The organism is Pseudomonas sp. IT-P100 (genome assembly GCF_949767185.1).
GTDB classification, from domain to species: Bacteria; Pseudomonadota; Gammaproteobacteria; order Pseudomonadales; family Pseudomonadaceae; genus Aquipseudomonas; species Aquipseudomonas fluorescens_B.
The window spans coordinates 1-16,506 of the sequence record NZ_CATKQK010000001.1; the positions used below are offsets into that span (position 1 = coordinate 1).

Genomic DNA, 16,506 nt, shown 5'->3' on the forward strand with positions numbered 1-16,506 from the left:
TCGAGTTAACGGGCGCTAATTATTCTTCGCCCATCTGCGATTGCAGATAATTCTCAAGACCGACTTTATCGATCAGGCCCAGTTGGGTTTCCAGCCAGTCGATATGTTCTTCTTCGGATTCGAGAATGTCTTCGAGCAGTTCACGGCTACCGAAATCGCCAACCGTTTCGCAATGAGCAATCGCAACTTTCAAGTCGGCGTGGCCGGTACGTTCGATGCGCAGGTCGCACTCAAGCATTTCCTGGGTGTGCTCGCCGATCTGCAGCTTGCCCAGGTCCTGCACGTTCGGCAGGCCTTCCAGGAACAGGATGCGCTTGATCAGCTTGTCCGCGTGTTTCATCTCGTCGATGGACTCGTGGTATTCGTGTTTGCCGAGCTTGTTCAGGCCCCAATCTTCATACATGCGCGCATGCAGAAAATACTGATTGATCGCGACCAGTTCATTGGCAAGGATCTTGTTGAGATGCTGGATGACTGTAATGTCGCCTTTCATGATGGGGTCCTGCCCTGTATTAGCTGTCTATAAAGCGGAGTCTGAGCCGCACAACTAAGAGTGTCAAACCTAAGTTATTGAAACTTATATGAAAATTAATCGGAATAAGAATGTTTGTGTTCCGCGTCTGACCCGTAACCGATTGATTTTCAGGCATAAAAAAACCGGACATGAAGTCCGGTTCTTTGGAATAGGGTATCTATGCGGCAGTAAATTCTACAGGGAAAGGAATTGCTGCCTGGGCTGTTTGCAATTTGGTCAGGGTTTCACGCACCACTTCCTTGGCAAGGCAGGCGCATTTGCCGCATTGGCTGGCTACGCCGGTAGCCTGGCGGACTTCCTTGTAGCTGCAGCATCCTTCATAGATCGCTTCGCGGATTTGTCCGTCGGTGACGCCAGTGCAGAGGCAGACATACATAAGCTAAGAACCGTCGCTGGTGGTGACTCAGTTGCGATGGATCTTAATGTTAACGAGAATGATTGTCAAAGTGGTTTCTGAAAGCTTTGCGTTATAAACGTGCGTGGCTGACGAACGGTTTTCCCCAGGGCAATCTGCCAGTAATCGCGAAGACAGCAATTTGAGGTGTTGACGAAAAACCGTTGAGGACAGCTCAAAAACGCAGTGTATGATGGCCGGTCCTTATGAAGCGGGTGGGTGTCACAGGGCTGTCGCCTGAGGGTGGCAGGCTGGCGCCAACCCGGAACTTCACGTTTTTACACCAGGAGATATTCAATGAGCGTACTCGTAGGCAAGCAAGCCCCTGACTTCACCGTACCGGCCGTACTCGGCAATGGCGAAATCGTCGACAGCTTCACCCTGTCGTCGGCCATCAAAGGCAAATACGGCCTGGTGTTCTTCTACCCACTGGACTTCACCTTCGTGTGCCCATCCGAGCTGATCGCTCTGGACAACCGCATGTCCGACTTCAAGGCACGCAATGTTGAAGTGATCGCCGTTTCGATCGACTCGCACTTCACTCACAACGCATGGCGCAACACCCCGGTGAACAATGGCGGTATCGGCCAGGTTCGCTACACCATGGCTGCCGACATGAAGCACGAAATTGCCAAGGCCTACGACGTTGAGTCCGAAGGCGGCGTGGCTTTCCGTGGCGCGTTCCTGATCGACGACAAAGGCGTTGTCCGCTCGCAGATCATCAACGACCTGCCGCTGGGCCGTAACATGGAAGAGCTGATCCGTCTGGTCGACGCTCTGCAATTCCACGAAGAGCACGGCGAAGTCTGCCCTGCCAACTGGAAAAAAGGCGACAAAGGCATGACCGCTTCGACCGAAGGCGTCGCAGCCTACCTGACCGAGAACGCTGCTGCCCTGTAAGGCGCGTTCGAGGCATAAAAAAACCGGCCGTCGAGGCCGGTTTTTTTATGGGCGGGATAAAACCGATGCCGTTCGCTCAAGCACGATGCTGAGTCTGTGGCCAGGGAGCAAGCTCCCTCGCCACAAGTGTTGGATCAGTCGTTGTAGTCTTCCCAGCCGCCCATCTGCTTCCAGCGATTGACGATGCCGCAGAACAGCTCAGCCGTCTTCTCGGTGTCGTAGCGAGCCGAGTGAGCCTCGCGACCGTCGAAGTCGATGTCGGCGGCCTGACAGGCTTTCGCCAACACGGTTTGACCGTAGGCCAGACCGGCGAGGGTTGCCGTGTCGAAGCTGGAGAATGGATGGAACGGGTTGCGCTTCATGTCCAGGCGCGCAACCGCTGCGTTCAGGAAGCCCAGGTCGAAACTGCTGTTGTGCCCGACCAGGATCGCCCGCTTGCAGCCGTTGGCTTTCAACGCCTTGCGGATACCACGGAAGATATCGGTCAGCGCCGCTTCTTCACTTACTGCCATGCGCAGCGGGTGATCGAGTTTGATCCCGGTGAACTCCAGGGCGGCCGCTTCGACGTTGGCGCCTTCAAACGGCTCGACGCGGAAGAAATAGGTGTGATCAGGGTATACAAAGCCCTTTTCATCCATGGCGATGGTGGTAGCGGCTATTTCCAGCAAAGCGTCAGTGGCAGAGTTGAAACCACCGGTTTCAACGTCGACAACGACTGGCAGGTATCCACGGAATCGAGCTGCCATCGGGTGGCGTGGACCACTTCCGCCGCCTTGACCGTCCTGTTCGTCATCGAAATGGTCTTCACTCACGCGTGTTCCTCCAGCAGGCGCCAGCGCAGTTTTTCACCGGCGCGCAGCGGGATAACGGTCAGCTCGCCAAATGGCAGGCTGGTTGGGGCGGTCCACTCGTCGCGGACCAGGGTAATGCGATCGGTGTTCACCGGCAGGCCATAGAAGCGCGGGCCGTTAAGGCTGGCGAAGGCTTCGAGCTTGTCCAGCGCATTGCGCTGTTCGAACGCTTCGGCGTACATCTCGATCGCCGCATAAGCGGTGTAGCAACCGGCACAACCGCAAGCGGCTTCCTTGGCGTGCTGGGCATGCGGTGCCGAGTCGGTGCCGAGGAAGAACTTGTCGCTGCCGCTGGTGGCGGCGTCGAGCAGGGCTTCCTGGTGGGTGTTGCGCTTGAGAATCGGCAAGCAGTAGAAGTGCGGCCGAATTCCGCCGACCAGCATGTGGTTGCGGTTGTACAAGAGGTGATGCGCGGTGATGGTCGCGCCAACATTGGCCGAAGCCTCGTTGACGAACTGCACGGCGTCCGCGGTGGTGATGTGTTCGAACACCACTTTGAGCGTCGGGAAACGCTCGACCACACGACGCATGTGCTCATCGATGAAGATTTTTTCGCGGTCGAACACGTCGACATCGCCACGGGTGACTTCACCGTGAATCAACAAAGGCATCCCGACTTCGGCCATGGCCTCGAGCGCAGGGAAAATCTTGTCGATACTGGTGACGCCAGAATCCGAGTTGGTGGTCGCGCCGGCCGGGTACAACTTGGCGGCGAACACGAAACCGCTGGCCTTGGCTTCACGAATTTCTTCGGGCTGGGTGCGGTCGGTCAGGTAAAGCACCATCAACGGTTCGAAACGGCTGCCGGCCGGACGTGCAGCGAGAATCCGCTGGCGATAGCCGTCGGCTTCAGCGGCGTTGCGCACCGGAGGTACCAGGTTGGGCATGATGATGGCGCGACCAAAGGTGCGCGCGACATCCGCAACGGTATTGGTCAACACGGCACCATCGCGAAGATGAATGTGCCAGTCGTCGGGACGCAGCAGGGTCAGGCGGTCGGACATGAGGGGATTCCAGGCGGGTCAAACTCAGGGGAATGCTACCGGAAAAGACTCTCTCAGGCACTCGCTATCAAGTTTTGCGGGAAGCTTCCGATATCCAACAGGTACGCCGTAAACATGTGTGTGTCGGTCTTTTTGTTGTAGAAGCCAGTGGAGCCTCCCGTGCGCCAGCGTTATTTAGCCTTGCTCAGTGTGTTTGCCAGCCTTCCCGCGATGGCGCTCACTTTCCAGACCCGTCTGGAGAGCATCGAGTGGACGGTCGAAGGGGACAAGTTCGAGTGCCGCCTGATTCAACCGATCACCGATTTCGGTTCGGGTGAGTTCGTGCGTCGCGCCGGCGAGCAGGCGACGTTTCGTCTGAAAGCTTATAACTCGATGGTCGGCGGCGGCTCGGCGACCTTATTGGCGGCTGCTGCACCCTGGCAGCCGGGGCGTGGCGACATCAATCTCGGTTCCGTGCGGATCGGCAGCGGCAATGTGCTGTTCAACAGTTCGCAGGTTCAGGCCGGGCGCTTGATCAGTGGCTTGATGGATGGGCGCAGCCCGGTCGTCCGGCATTCTTCGGGCGATGGCCGGGTCTCGGAAGTGCGGCTGTTGCCGGTCAAGTTCAGCAAGGCGTTCAACGATTATCAGGGCTGCGTGGCGAAACTGCTGCCGAAGAATTTCGAGCAGATCAAGCAAACGCAGATCGGCTTTCCCGGCGACGGCCTGGACCTCGACGCGCAGGCCAAGGCTCAGCTGCAGGTGATGCTGGAGTTCATGAAGGCCGATCCCACGGTCAATCACATTGAGCTTGACGGCCACTCCGACAACAGCGGCAACCGCCTGACCAATCGAGACCTGTCGCGGCGTCGGGCCCTGGCGGTCATGGAGTTCTTCAAGGCCAACGGTGTGCAGGAATCGCAGGTTACCGTGCGCTTTCATGGTGAGCGTTATCCATTGGTACCCAACACCAATGCGGCCAATCGGGCGAAGAATCGTCGAGTCAATGTGCACCTCGCGCGGGTCGCACCCACCGAGCCGCCGGCGCCTCAATCAACAGCATCGGCGAGCGCGGCGAAGACTTCCTGACCCATCGGTCATCGTCGCGCGGTCGACATAATCTGTCGCTTCGTCGTCATAAGCTGTCGCGCCACTGTAAATTATTCCGTATGAGCGGTAGACTTCCCGGCTTTCCGTAGAACCCCGTGGAGTGATGGCATGGCGGACGTAAACAAGGTCGTTCTGGCGTATTCCGGCGGCCTGGACACTTCGGTGATCCTCAAGTGGCTGCAGGATACTTATAACTGTGAAGTCGTGACCTTCACCGCTGACCTGGGTCAGGGCGAAGAGGTCGAACCTGCACGTGCCAAGGCTCAGGCCATGGGCGTGAAAGAGATCTACATCGACGATCTGCGCGAAGAATTCGTGCGCGATTTCGTTTTCCCGATGTTTCGCGCCAACACCGTTTACGAAGGCGAGTACCTGCTGGGTACTTCCATCGCTCGTCCGTTGATCGCCAAGCGCCTGATCGAAATCGCCAACGAAACCGGCGCTGACGCCATTTCCCACGGCGCCACCGGCAAAGGCAACGACCAGGTTCGTTTCGAACTGGGCGCCTACGCCTTGAAGCCAGGTGTAAAAGTGATTGCACCGTGGCGCGAATGGGACCTGCTGTCCCGTGAAAAGCTGATGGATTACGCTGAAAAGCACAACATCCCGATCGAGCGTCACGGCAAGAAAAAATCCCCGTACTCGATGGATGCCAACCTGCTGCACATCTCCTATGAAGGCGGCGTGCTGGAAGACACCTGGACCGAGCACGAAGAAGACATGTGGAAATGGACCGTCTCCCCGGAGAAGGCTCCAGATAAAGCGCAATACCTGGAACTGACCTATCGCAACGGCGACATCGTTGCACTGGACGGCGTCGAAATGACTCCGGCTACGGTGCTGGCGACCCTGAACCGTATCGGTGGCGAACACGGCATCGGCCGCCTCGACATCGTCGAGAACCGTTACGTGGGCATGAAGTCCCGTGGCTGCTACGAAACCCCAGGCGGCACCATCATGCTGCGCGCCCACCGTGCGATCGAATCGATCACCCTGGACCGCGAAGTGGCTCACCTCAAAGACGAGTTGATGCCTAAATACGCCAGCCTGATCTACACCGGTTACTGGTGGAGTCCTGAGCGTCTGATGCTGCAACAGATGATCGATGCTTCCCAGGCACACGTGAACGGCGTTGTGCGCCTGAAGCTGTACAAGGGCAATGTGATCGTCACGGGGCGCAAGTCCGACGAATCGTTGTTCGACGCCAACATTGCGACATTTGAAGAAGATGGCGGCGCTTACAATCAGGCGGATGCGGCTGGCTTCATCAAGCTAAACGCCCTGCGCATGCGCATTGCGGCGAACAAAGGCCGGAAGCTTTTCTGAAGTTTCTGACGCCTTGATGGAATTTGTGGCCTTGTTTTCGACAAGGCCACAAATTTGGAAATAGGGTTTTTTTCTGACATTGCGATTCATCTTTCTTCTTGTTTTCGCAAGCGGCATTTCTGCCTGCTTCTCTCCTTTCGATCGTAAACGCTACTGACCGCTGTGGGTCAGTCTGGCGAGTTGATCAATGACCGTCACATGGCGTGAGCTCACGTTGTAAGCAATGCAAAACGGTGCACCGTTGCGTTTCTTTACGTGTCTGAAAAATTTGAGCGCGTTTTCTTTCAGCAGATTCTCTGACTCGGCACTGGTGAGAAACACGACCACTTGCGCCGAATCGCCCTTGGGCAATCGAATCCTTTCCAGAAGCTCGCGGAATTCGATTTTTCTGTTCATCCATCTTGCATCAATGATGTGCAGGTCCTTCAATTTCTCCGGCAATTCGATGTGATGCTGGACCGATAGACTTTCCCGCCCTCTGTTCTCGCCTGGCGTGCCTTGAGCAATATCCGGACGCTCGGCATTGTCCATGACTTTTATGAAGTGTTTTCCTTTCTCAAAATCGGACGGCGCATAGAGCGATCGATAATTGAAGTTAAGTGTGGCGAAGAACAGTAGAAGCAAATAAAACGGAAAGCTGATCAAAAACCAGATGTAGAGTTCTCTTTCCTTGTTATCGAGGAAAGGCAGGGAGACGGCTGCCGACGTTTCAGACAGTGTTGCGAATATGGCGATGACTGTCATGGGGGTGGTGATTCTTTGTTTGGGTTTTGTCATGTTTCGTACTCATATAGGTTTGTCTTTTCTCTATTGGTTAATGGCTGATAGTTGTTTTGAAGTTTTTATATTAGCTGTGAATTTATTGTTGGCCTATGTCTGTTTTATTTCGGTTAAGTTGTTGTGGACTGTAAGATTTTGTATATGTTGTTTTCAATGTGTCTCGCGAACCCTGAAATGCAGGTGTCCGTTAAGGGTAGCTCAACTGTAGGCGCAGGTCGGACCACCGATATCGATTTATTATTTTGGTTTTGATTTTTCAAATTGATACAAAAAATTTGTTGAAGAGTTTAATGTCATAAAGCAAATAAAGTTTCCGACGTGCAGCTCTCGAAGGTTTCTTGTAAGAATATTCCTCATTGTTTGTAGGGAATGTCTCTCGGTGTGGGTGACCGGGAGGGGCGGCGTGCCATGGGTGAAACGACTAGGCTATTGTGCGGGCTCTAAAAATTCGAACAGCGAAAATTGGACTTGCCCATGAATAAAGTGCTGATCGTGGATGATCACCCCGTCATTCGTCTTGCGGTACGTATGCTGATGGAACGTCATGGCTACGAGGTCATTGCAGAAACAGATAATGGCGTGGATGCATTACAACTGGCTCGTGAACATATGCCGGATATTGTCATCCTGGATATAGGAATACCGAAGCTGGATGGACTGGAAGTCATTGCGCGCCTTGTCTCGGCAGCAATGCCAATGAAAGTACTGATATTGACTTCCCAGGCACCTGGACATTTTTCGATGCGTTGCATGCAGTCTGGCGCTGCCGGATATGTTTGCAAACAACAGGATCTCACTGAGTTGCTCAGTGCAATAAAAGCAGTATTGTCTGGCTACAGTTATTTTCCCAATCAAGCTTTGCATACAGTGCGTGCCAGTCTGGGGAACGCCAGTGAAGCCGATATGGTGGATCGTTTGTCGGGGCGGGAAATGATGGTTTTGCAACAGTTGGCCCGAGGCAAGACCAATAAGGAAATTGCCGATGGAATGTTCCTCAGCAATAAAACCGTCAGCACTTACAAGACTCGCCTGTTGTTAAAGCTCAATGCGCGGTCCTTGGTGGACTTGATCGAACTGGCTCAACGCAATGGGCTGGTGTGACTGCACCAGCGCTTCACGGGACTGGGTGAATGGGTGTTTTCGAGGTTTCGCACTTAAAAAAAAGCCTCCGTTTCGGGAGGCTTTCAGGTGTTATAGGTCAAAATCGTAATCGGCCAACTGTTTTTGCAGTCGGCGCTCCTCCAGCAGGTTGTCGATCGTGCGGCGTTTGCTCAGGTTGGTCTTTGCCACTTCAACCACCGGTTCCGCGTCATCGGCCTCAATGGGTGTGAAGTCCTCTTCTACGTCCAATTGCTCTTTGCCAGTGCTCATAAGGTTAACTCCAGGCTAAGACTGCCTTTGGCGCCCCTTATAGCGACAATCTCTGCGTGGGTAAAAAAGATTTTTTCAATCGATAAATCAAAAAACCTAATAGCGCCTCAATCGTCCGAAGTCTTGTGCTTGTATTCGCACAGGTCTTCGATCCGGCAACTGCCGCAACGGGGCTTGCGGGCCAGGCAAACGTAACGTCCGTGAAGAATCAGCCAGTGATGGGAATCGAGCAGGTATTCCTTGGGCACAAACTTCATCAGTTTTTTCTCGACCTCGACCACGTTTTTACCCGGCGCAATGCCGGTACGGTTACTGACCCGAAAAATGTGGGTATCCACGGCCATGGTCAGTTGGCGAAAGGCAGTGTTGAGCACCACGTTGGCGGTTTTGCGGCCGACGCCGGGTAGCGCTTCCAGCTCTTCGCGGGTCTGCGGTACTTCGCCTCCATGGCGTTCCACCAGCAAGCGACAGGTCTCGATCACGTTTTTTGCCTTGCTGTTGAACAGGCCGATGGTCTTGATGTATTCCGACAATCCCTCGACACCCAGTGCATAAATCGCCTGCGGCGTGTTGGCCACCGGGTAGAGCTTGGCGGTGGCCTTGTTAACGCCGACATCGGTCGATTGCGCTGAGAGAATCACGGAGATCAGCAATTCGAAGGGCGAGGAGTAAGCCAGTTCGGTCTTCGGTTCCGGGTTGTCTTCATGCAGCCTGCGGAAAATTTCCAGACGTTTTGCAGCATTCATGGGCAGTGCATTTCCTCGAAAGCGGTCAGTGTGAGGGATTCGGGCGGGACCAGGCCTGCCATGCAGCGATCACCAGACCCAGCAAAATGAATCCGCCGGGGACCAGAGTGACCAGGTGCAGGCCTCCATAGCCGATGAGTTCGCGCAGCAGGCCCAGGCCCACCATCAGCGCACCGAACAGGCCACACAGGCGAAGGCGGTCACGTAATGCGCTCTGGAAGAAGCCTATGTGATCAAGAACGACACATTGCAAGGCGATCAGTCCGGCATAGATTCCCACCTGCTGATGCCATTTGAGTGATAAGACTTGTGCGGCGATCTCCGCGCAACTGGTCAGCGTGGCGGCCAGCAAAATGCCGGCAAACAAACGGGCAGACGGAACAAGTCGTGGTCCCAGGGCCGCCATGCCGACGCCGTAGGCACTGATCACCACAATGAACATCAACCACAGGCCCAGCGCGGTCATCCATGAGCCGGTGGCGCCGATCAGCGGTGCGAGCATCAGCGAGTTTTGCAGCGTCGATGACTTATTCATGGGGGACTGATCCCGATCAACTGTTGCTGATGTTCATCGAAGTAGCGCAAGGCATCGTGGATGGCGTTGATCACGGCTCTTGAAGTGATGGTCGCCCCTGCGATCTGATCGAACTGGCCCTGATCTTTTTTCAACGCCCAGCCATTGTCAGCCGGTTCGCTTCGCGATTTGCCGGCAAAGTCATTGAGCCAGGCATTTGGCCAGTCGGCAATGCGCGCGCCCAGCCCCGGAGTCTCGGATTGCCTGAGGGTTTTGACCCCCACCAACTTGCCGTTTGCGCCTATGGCGATCAACAAGTCGATGCTGCCCGCATAACCCAATGCCTGACTGCGCAACAAAACGATACTGGGTTGGCCGGCCTTGGTCGCGAGGTAGCCGCCTAGCAATGTGCTATTGGTCAATCCCGTATCGTCGAGGCACAACGGTTGTTCCAGCGGTTGATTGTCGTAGCTGTCAGCGGGCAGCAGGTCCAGCAGGTTGCGGCTGTCGATCAGGCGCTGTTCGTTCGCAATGCGTGGCGCGCTACTGTGCTGCACAAGGTAAGTTGCGCCAATCCCCATGCCTGCCAGCACCACCAGAATCACCACGCTCGACACTCGGCTCATGGCGCAACTCGCTCCTGTCTCGACGTGACAAACCGGTCCAGCGCCGGCACGCAGAGGTTCATCAGCAGCACCGCAAACGCCACGCCGTCCGGATAACCGCCCCAGGTTCGAATCAGGTAGGTCAGCAGCCCCACACCCGCGCCAAACAGCAGTCGCCCTCCAGGGCTTTTGGCGCCCGACACCGGCTCCGTGACGATAAAGAACGCCCCCAGCATGCTTGCGCCGGTGAGCAGATGAAACAGTGGCGAGCCATGGGAATCGGATCCCGAGCCGTTCCAGCACAGCAGGCTGATGACGAACAGGCTGACAAGCATGCCCACCGGCGCATGCCAACTGAACACCCGTCGTTGCAGCAAAAACATGCCGCCCGCCAGAAAGGCGAGGTTGACCCATTCCACACCGCGCGCACCGACGTGGCCGAAGGCCGGATTGCCCGCGAAGAGTTCGTCCATGGTCAGGCTTTTGTTGATTCGCAGACTGTCCAGCGCCGTCGCCTGGACCCAGGCATCCGGCGTCTGGCTCAGGCTGAAACCGAACACTTGTTGCAAACCACCGAGCAGGTCCATGCCGTGGGAGGACGGCCAATGGGTCATCTGCTGGGGAAACGTCACCAGCACCAGGGCAAAACCGAGCATCGCCGGGTTGAACGGATTTTTCCCGACTCCGCCATACAGCTGTTTGCCAAACAGCGCGAACGCCGCGGCACAGACCGTCAGCCACCACGGGCAATACGGTGGCAAGGCCAGGGCCAGCAACGTCGCACTGACCAACGCACTGCCGTCGCTCAAGGTGGGTTTGAGCTCCCGCTTGCGCAACTGCAACACCACCGCTTCAACGGCCAACGCAGTAACGCCGGCCAGCATCAGGTTGATCAATACCCCCCAGCCATACAGCCAGAACAACACCAGCATGCCCGGCAGGGTGGCCAGCAACACCAACTTCATGGCTTGCTGCAGGCGCTCGTCGACCGATTCAAGGGGCGACATAGGCATCCACCTGACGCTCGGCTTCCTGGAGACGGGCGCGCGCCTTGTTCATCAGCTCGGCAGGTGTGTCGTTGCGTCGTTCGAGTTTGCTGACGTCAGCGCGAGCGTAGGCCAATTCCGTTTTCAACTGACGAAGCTGGTTGTCGATCGGGCGTTTTTCAACACGCGCCAGGTCAGGTAAAGGTTGTTCGCTCGCAGCCTCCGCAGTGTGGAGGGCTGTTTCGGCGTCGCCGAGTGCGTGTTCCAAGGCTTTGATCTGTTCGGCCGGCGCCTCGCTGGCCTGGGCTTTCTTGAGTTCGGCGCGGCGCATGGCCAGCTGGATTTTCGCCCGTTTCAGTTCGGCGTCCTTCACTGGCGCCGTGGGCACAGCGGCTGGCGGTGCACTGCTTTCCAACTGCGCCAGCGCTTGTTCGGACGCCTCAAACTGCTGTTGCAGGACAATCAGTTGCGATTGCTGTTCGAAGGTCGGCGGATGGCCGAACGCCTTGAGCGATTTGTTCAGTTGGGCACGGCTCATTGCCAGATCGATCTTGGCTTTTTTCAACGCAGCGTCGGCATTCGCCGCTTTTTGCGCACGGACCCTTTCCAGCGCGGCCTGAACCGGGTCGAGCGTTGTCACTTCAGTGTGTTGCGCCGCGCGGTGTGCCCGAGCCTGGCGCTCGGCGAGTTTCTGTTCTTCTTCGCGATGCAAACGTGCATTGCGCTGTTCAAAACGGCGTCGTGCGTGATTGCGTTTGGCGGTGCGCGCCTGTTCTTCTTCAGGGCTGAACGCCAGGCCACCGACAATCGGCAACACCGTGGCCAGCGGCAACGGATGCATCTCGATGCAATCCACCGGGCAAGGCGCCACGCAGAGGTCGCAACCGGTGCATTCGTCGATGATCACCGTGTGCATCAACTTCGCTGCGCCGACGATGGCATCTACCGGACAGGCCTGAATGCATTTGGTGCAGCCAATGCATTCGGCCTCTCGGATGTAGGCGATTTGCGCCGGTGCCGGACCGCGACTGACGTCCAGTTCCAGCACCGGTACTTTCAGCAACTCGGCCAGCGCCGAGATGGTTTCGCTGCCCCCCGGCGGACACTTGTTGATCGGCTCGCCACTGGCAATGCCCTCGGCGTACGGCTTGCATCCGGGGTGGCCACACTTGCCGCACTGGGTCTGCGGCAAAAGCGCGTCGATGCGTTGAATCAGACTCATGTTTTGATCAGTCCGCTGAATCCGAGAAAAGCCACTGCAATCAATCCGGCGCCGATCAGGTCGATCGGCAGGCCGCGAAAGGGCAGGGGAACATCGTTATCGAGGGTGCGCTGGCGCAAGTCGCAGAACAGACTCAGCACCAGCCAGAAACCCAGCCCGGCGCCTAGGCTCAGGGCTGTAGCGTGGAAAAACCCCTCGTCGTCCCGCACGTTGATCAACGCCAGCCCCAGGACGCCGGCATTGCCGAGAAGCAATGGCCAGAGACCTTCGAACGAAAGCGTGGAAAACAGCTTCGGCAGCAACGTCAGCAGTGGCGCGATCAGCAAAACGCTCAAGGGTAAAAACACAAACAGGCCCAGCGAACTCAACCCCAACGGCACCAGCAGTCCGTGGTAAAGGGCATGACCGAGCATGCCGACGATCAGCATCAGGCAGGTCGTCGCGATACCCAGCGCATGCACCTGGCGGCGCTCGGCGCTCAGTAGCGGATCGACGCCCAGCGGCCAGTGCAACACGAAGTTGTTGATCAGGGCGGCGCTGATTAGCGTAAGAACAATCTCGGTCATGATCGTCTGTATCCATACATTATTGCTGGTTGCTGGATAACTCTGCAGGAGCAGCCCGACTTCAGAGACATTATGGGCCAGACATGAAAATCCCACAGTCACGCCGGGCACGACTGTGGGATCGGTTTCGCGCAGAACCTTACTTGATGCGCTGACCCGGCTTGGCGCCGCTGTCGGGGCTGAGCAGGTAGATTTCTTCACCGCCAGGGCCGGCCGCCATCACCATGCCTTCGGAGATCCCGAATTTCATTTTCCGTGGCTTGAGGTTGGCGATCATCATGGTCAGGCGACCATCGAGCTTGGACGGGTCCGGGTAAGCGCTCTTGATTCCGGAGAACACGTTGCGTTGCTCGTCACCGATGTCCAGGGTCAGGCGCAGCAGTTTGTCGGCACCTTCTACATGTTCGGCCTTGACGATCAGCGCGACGCGCAGGTCGATCGCGGCAAAGGCGTCGAAATCGATCTCTGGCGACAGTGGATCCTTGGCCAGTTCGCCGTTGCCGGCAGGTGCCGCTTCGCCCGTGTCGGTCTGGCTCGCGGTCAGGTCTTCTTTCGAAGCGTCGGTCATGGCTTGCACTTTCACCGGGTCGATACGGGTCATCAACGGTTTGAACTCGTTCAGCTGATGGTTGCTGAGCAAGGTCGCGTGGTCGTTCCAGGTCAGCGGCGCGACGTTCAGGAACGCCTCGGCATCGGCGGCCAGCAATGGCAGCACCGGTTTGAGGAAGATCACCAGTTGGCGGAACAGGTTGATGCCCAGCGCGCAGATGGCCTGGACTTCGTCGTGCTTGCCTTCCTGTTTGTTCAGCGACCACGGTGCCTTGTCGGCGATCCACGCATTGGCGCGGTCGGCCAGGCCCATGATTTCGCGCATCGCACGGGCAAAGTCGCGAGCCTCGTAGGCTTCGGCGATGCTTGGCGCTGCGGCAAGAAACGCTTCGGTCAGTTCCGGTGCGGCGTTACCCGCTACCAGCACGCCGGCGTTGCCTTTGTGGATGAAACCGGCGCAGCGGCTGGCGATGTTGACGACTTTGCCGACCAGGTCGGAGTTGACCTTCTGCACGAAGTCTTCGAGGTTCAGGTCGAGGTCATCGACGCCACGACCCAGCTTGGCCGCGTAGTAATAACGCAGGTATTCCGGCGACAGGTGATCCAGGTAGGTCCGGGCCTTGATGAAGGTGCCACGGGACTTGGACATTTTCTGACCGTTGACGGTCAGGTAGCCGTGCACGTTGATGCCGGTCGGTTTGCGGAAACCGGCGCCTTCGAGCATCGCGGGCCAGAACAGGGCGTGGAAGTTGACGATGTCCTTGCCGATGAAGTGATACAGCTCGGCCGTGGAATCCTTGGCCCAGAACGCATCGAAATCCAGCTCCGGCTTACGGTTGCAGAGGTTCTTGAAACTGGCCATGTAGCCGATCGGCGCGTCCAGCCAGACGTAGAAGTATTTGCCTGGCTCGCCCGGAATTTCGAAACCGAAGTACGGCGCATCGCGGGAAATGTCCCACTGTTGCAGGCCGGCATCCAGCCATTCGGCGATCTTGTTCGCGACGGCGTCTTGCAGGGTGCCGCTGCGGGTCCAGGCTTGCAGCATTTCCTGAAAGTCCGGCAACTTGAAGAAGAAGTGCTGGGAATCCTTGAGCACCGGGGTAGCGCCGGAGATCGCCGACTTCGGATCCTTCAGGTCGGTCGGTGCGTAGGTCGCGCCGCATTTTTCGCAGTTGTCGCCGTACTGGTCTTCAGTGCCGCATTTCGGGCAGGTGCCCTTGATGAAGCGGTCGGCCAGGAACATTTTCTTTTCCGGGTCGAAGTATTGCGTGATCGAGCGCGTGGCAATGTGCCCGGCGTCACGCAGCTTCAGGTAGATCTGGCTCGACAGCTCACGGTTTTCTTCGGCGTGAGTGGAGTGGAAGTTGTCGAAGTCCACCAGGAACTCGGCAAAGTCGGCGCTGTGTTCAGCCTGGACGTTGGCGATCAGTTGTTCCGGGGTGATGCCTTCCTTTTCCGCACGCAGCATGATGGCCGAACCGTGGGCGTCGTCGGCGCAGACATAGATGCATTGATTGCCGCGGTGCTTCTGGAAGCGCACCCACATATCGGTCTGGATGTATTCCAGCATGTGGCCAAGATGGATCGAACCATTGGCATAGGGCAGGGCGCTGGTGACGAGGATCTTGCGTGGCTCGGACATGGGGCTCGGCTACTTGATGAAACGGAGGTCGGCCACTATAAAGCGCCGGCGCATATTTTTCACCCCGTCAGCCTGTTTCCGGTTGCATCGAATGCCCAAACCTGTGAACAGGCAGTATCAGCGTGAAAATGCTTGTGTGTGGCGAGGGAGCTTGCTCCCGCTGGGTGGCGAAGCCGCCCCAAACCCTGCAACCCGTTTTCGGCGGAAGGAGTGCGTCTGCCTGATTGCGACTGCTTCGCAGCCGAGCGGGAGCAAGCTCCCTCGCCACAAATGTATGTCCGGCGTAGGATACCTGCCTGATTTTCCAGTCTTGCTATCGGAGTTGCCCATGAGCGCCGTCAATCGCGCAGCGGTGGAAACCGTCCTTCGCCAGTACACCGACCCTTACCTGAACCAGGACCCGGTCAGCGCCGGATGCGTGCGCAACATCGACATCCAGGGTGATCGCGTCAGCGTCCAGCTGGAGTTGGGGTACGCCGCCGGTCTGTTCAAAAGTGGCTGGGCACAGATGCTGCAGATGGCCATCGAAGGCCTCGACGGCGTCACCAGTGCCCGCGTTGATATCACCACTGTGATCGCCGCGCACAAGGCGCAGGCGCAGATTCCGGGCCTGGCCAACGTCAAGAATGTTGTCGCCGTGGCGTCCGGCAAAGGCGGCGTGGGCAAATCCACCACCGCCGCCAACCTCGCGCTGGCCCTGGCCCGCGAAGGCGCCAAGGTCGGGATCCTCGACGCGGACATTTACGGGCCGAGCCAGGGCATCATGTTCGGTATTCCCGAAGGCACCCGACCAAAGGTCAAGGATCAGAAGTGGTTCGTGCCAATCGAGTCCCATGGCGTCGAAGTGATGTCCATGGCGTTCCTGACCGACGACAACACGCCGATGGTCTGGCGCGGTCCGATGGTTTCCGGCGCGCTGTTGCAACTGGTCACGCAAACCGCGTGGGGCGACCTGGATTACCTGGTCATCGACATGCCGCCAGGCACCGGTGACATTCAGCTGACCCTGGCGCAGAAAGTCCCGGTGGCCGGCGCGGTCATTGTCACCACCCCGCAAGACCTGGCGTTGCTGGACGCGCGCAAAGGCGTGGAGATGTTCCGCAAGGTCAACATCCCGGTGCTGGGCGTGGTGGAAAACATGGCCGTGCACATCTGCTCGAACTGCGGGCATGCCGAGCATCTGTTCGGTGAGGGCGGTGGTGTGAAGCTGGCGAACCAATATGGCGTTGAACTGCTGGCTTCGTTGCCGCTGGCAATGGCCATTCGCGAACAGGCCGACGGCGGTAAGCCAACGGTGATCGCCGAGCCGGACAGCCCGATCGCGCTGGTCTACCAGGAACTCGCCCGCCATGTCGGCGCGCGGATTGTGTTGCAGGAAGCGGCGACCCCGGCGATGCCGAATATCACCATCAGCGACGATTGATGA

18 protein-coding genes are annotated in these 16,506 nt (G+C 57.5%); 5 read left to right on the plus strand and 13 right to left on the minus strand.

Annotation, left to right across the window (positions count from 1 at the left end):
* Positions 1-19: 19 nt before the first annotated feature.
* The gene (bfr, locus tag ACM6IQ_RS00005; protein ID WP_017340571.1) at positions 20-493 is read right to left on the minus strand and encodes a bacterioferritin; all 474 of its coding nucleotides are present in this window, start codon (positions 491-493) and stop codon (positions 20-22) included.
* Positions 494-692: 199 nt separating this feature from the next.
* On the minus strand, positions 693-911 hold the full coding sequence (locus ACM6IQ_RS00010) for a bacterioferritin-associated ferredoxin (RefSeq protein ID WP_008032160.1): 219 nt from the start codon (positions 909-911) through the stop codon (positions 693-695).
* Positions 912-1,226: 315 nt separating this feature from the next.
* Between ACM6IQ_RS00010 and ACM6IQ_RS00015 the strand changes: the two genes are divergently transcribed.
* The gene (locus ACM6IQ_RS00015) at positions 1,227-1,829 is read left to right on the plus strand and encodes a peroxiredoxin (protein ID WP_017340570.1); all 603 of its coding nucleotides are present in this window, start codon (positions 1,227-1,229) and stop codon (positions 1,827-1,829) included.
* Positions 1,830-1,963: 134 nt separating this feature from the next.
* On the opposite strand, the gene rnt is transcribed toward ACM6IQ_RS00015, so the two are convergent.
* Positions 1,964-2,641, minus strand: coding sequence for a ribonuclease T (rnt, locus tag ACM6IQ_RS00020; protein ID WP_017340569.1), 678 nt, complete (start codon positions 2,639-2,641; stop codon positions 1,964-1,966).
* A complete protein-coding gene (gene pyrC, locus ACM6IQ_RS00025) occupies positions 2,638-3,684 on the minus strand; it encodes a dihydroorotase (RefSeq protein WP_017340568.1) in 1,047 nt (348 codons plus the stop codon). Before pyrC ends, rnt begins: the two co-directional genes overlap by 4 nt.
* A 159-nt stretch (positions 3,685-3,843) precedes the next feature.
* On the opposite strand from pyrC, the gene ACM6IQ_RS00030 reads away from it, so the two are divergent.
* Together ACM6IQ_RS00030 and ACM6IQ_RS00035 are read left to right on the plus strand one after the other, a co-directional pair.
* Positions 3,844-4,752 (plus strand): flagellar protein MotY, encoded by a 909-nt coding sequence (locus ACM6IQ_RS00030; protein WP_414877830.1) that lies wholly within the window; start codon positions 3,844-3,846, stop codon positions 4,750-4,752.
* A 129-nt stretch (positions 4,753-4,881) separates the two neighbouring features.
* A complete protein-coding gene (locus ACM6IQ_RS00035) occupies positions 4,882-6,099 on the plus strand; it encodes an argininosuccinate synthase (protein ID WP_007898502.1) in 1,218 nt (405 codons plus the stop codon).
* A 150-nt stretch (positions 6,100-6,249) separates the two neighbouring features.
* Here the strand turns inward: ACM6IQ_RS00035 and ACM6IQ_RS00040 are convergent, their stop codons facing one another.
* Complete coding sequence (locus tag ACM6IQ_RS00040; protein WP_414877831.1) at positions 6,250-6,876, minus strand: hypothetical protein; 627 nt, start codon at positions 6,874-6,876, stop codon at positions 6,250-6,252.
* A gap of 477 nt (positions 6,877-7,353) precedes the next feature.
* On the opposite strand from ACM6IQ_RS00040, the gene ACM6IQ_RS00045 reads away from it, so the two are divergent.
* On the plus strand, positions 7,354-7,980 hold the full coding sequence (locus tag ACM6IQ_RS00045) for a response regulator transcription factor (protein ID WP_017340565.1): 627 nt from the start codon (positions 7,354-7,356) through the stop codon (positions 7,978-7,980).
* Positions 7,981-8,070: 90 nt separating this feature from the next.
* Here the strand turns inward: ACM6IQ_RS00045 and ACM6IQ_RS00050 are convergent, their stop codons facing one another.
* The 8 genes from ACM6IQ_RS00050 to metG all read right to left on the minus strand — a co-directional run bounded on the left by ACM6IQ_RS00050 (position 8,071) and on the right by metG (position 15,080).
* Positions 8,071-8,250: a PA3496 family putative envelope integrity protein gene (locus ACM6IQ_RS00050; protein WP_017340564.1), complete on the minus strand. Its 180-nt coding sequence runs from the start codon at positions 8,248-8,250 to the stop codon at positions 8,071-8,073.
* A gap of 107 nt (positions 8,251-8,357) precedes the next feature.
* The gene (gene nth, locus ACM6IQ_RS00055; protein WP_008032146.1) at positions 8,358-8,996 is read right to left on the minus strand and encodes an endonuclease III; all 639 of its coding nucleotides are present in this window, start codon (positions 8,994-8,996) and stop codon (positions 8,358-8,360) included.
* Between the two features lie 25 nt (positions 8,997-9,021).
* On the minus strand, positions 9,022-9,531 hold the full coding sequence (locus ACM6IQ_RS00060; protein ID WP_414877832.1) for an Rnf-Nqr domain containing protein: 510 nt from the start codon (positions 9,529-9,531) through the stop codon (positions 9,022-9,024).
* Positions 9,528-10,136: an RnfABCDGE type electron transport complex subunit G gene (locus ACM6IQ_RS00065; RefSeq protein ID WP_414877833.1), complete on the minus strand. Its 609-nt coding sequence runs from the start codon at positions 10,134-10,136 to the stop codon at positions 9,528-9,530. Before ACM6IQ_RS00065 ends, ACM6IQ_RS00060 begins: the two co-directional genes overlap by 4 nt.
* The gene (locus ACM6IQ_RS00070) at positions 10,133-11,122 is read right to left on the minus strand and encodes an RnfABCDGE type electron transport complex subunit D (RefSeq protein ID WP_017340561.1); all 990 of its coding nucleotides are present in this window, start codon (positions 11,120-11,122) and stop codon (positions 10,133-10,135) included. Before ACM6IQ_RS00070 ends, ACM6IQ_RS00065 begins: the two co-directional genes overlap by 4 nt.
* Entirely contained in the window at positions 11,109-12,323 is a 1,215-nt protein-coding gene (rsxB, locus tag ACM6IQ_RS00075) for an electron transport complex subunit RsxB (protein WP_414877834.1), read from the minus strand. The genes ACM6IQ_RS00070 and rsxB overlap by 14 nt, the downstream gene beginning before the upstream one ends.
* Entirely contained in the window at positions 12,320-12,889 is a 570-nt protein-coding gene (locus tag ACM6IQ_RS00080; protein WP_414877835.1) for an Rnf-Nqr domain containing protein, read from the minus strand. The genes rsxB and ACM6IQ_RS00080 overlap by 4 nt, the downstream gene beginning before the upstream one ends.
* A 139-nt stretch (positions 12,890-13,028) precedes the next feature.
* Positions 13,029-15,080, minus strand: coding sequence for a methionine--tRNA ligase (gene metG, locus ACM6IQ_RS00085; RefSeq protein WP_017340558.1), 2,052 nt, complete (start codon positions 15,078-15,080; stop codon positions 13,029-13,031).
* A gap of 328 nt (positions 15,081-15,408) precedes the next feature.
* Between metG and apbC the strand changes: the two genes are divergently transcribed.
* On the plus strand, positions 15,409-16,503 hold the full coding sequence (gene apbC / locus ACM6IQ_RS00090) for an iron-sulfur cluster carrier protein ApbC (protein WP_017340557.1): 1,095 nt from the start codon (positions 15,409-15,411) through the stop codon (positions 16,501-16,503).
* The last annotated feature ends 3 nt before the right edge of the window (positions 16,504-16,506 follow it).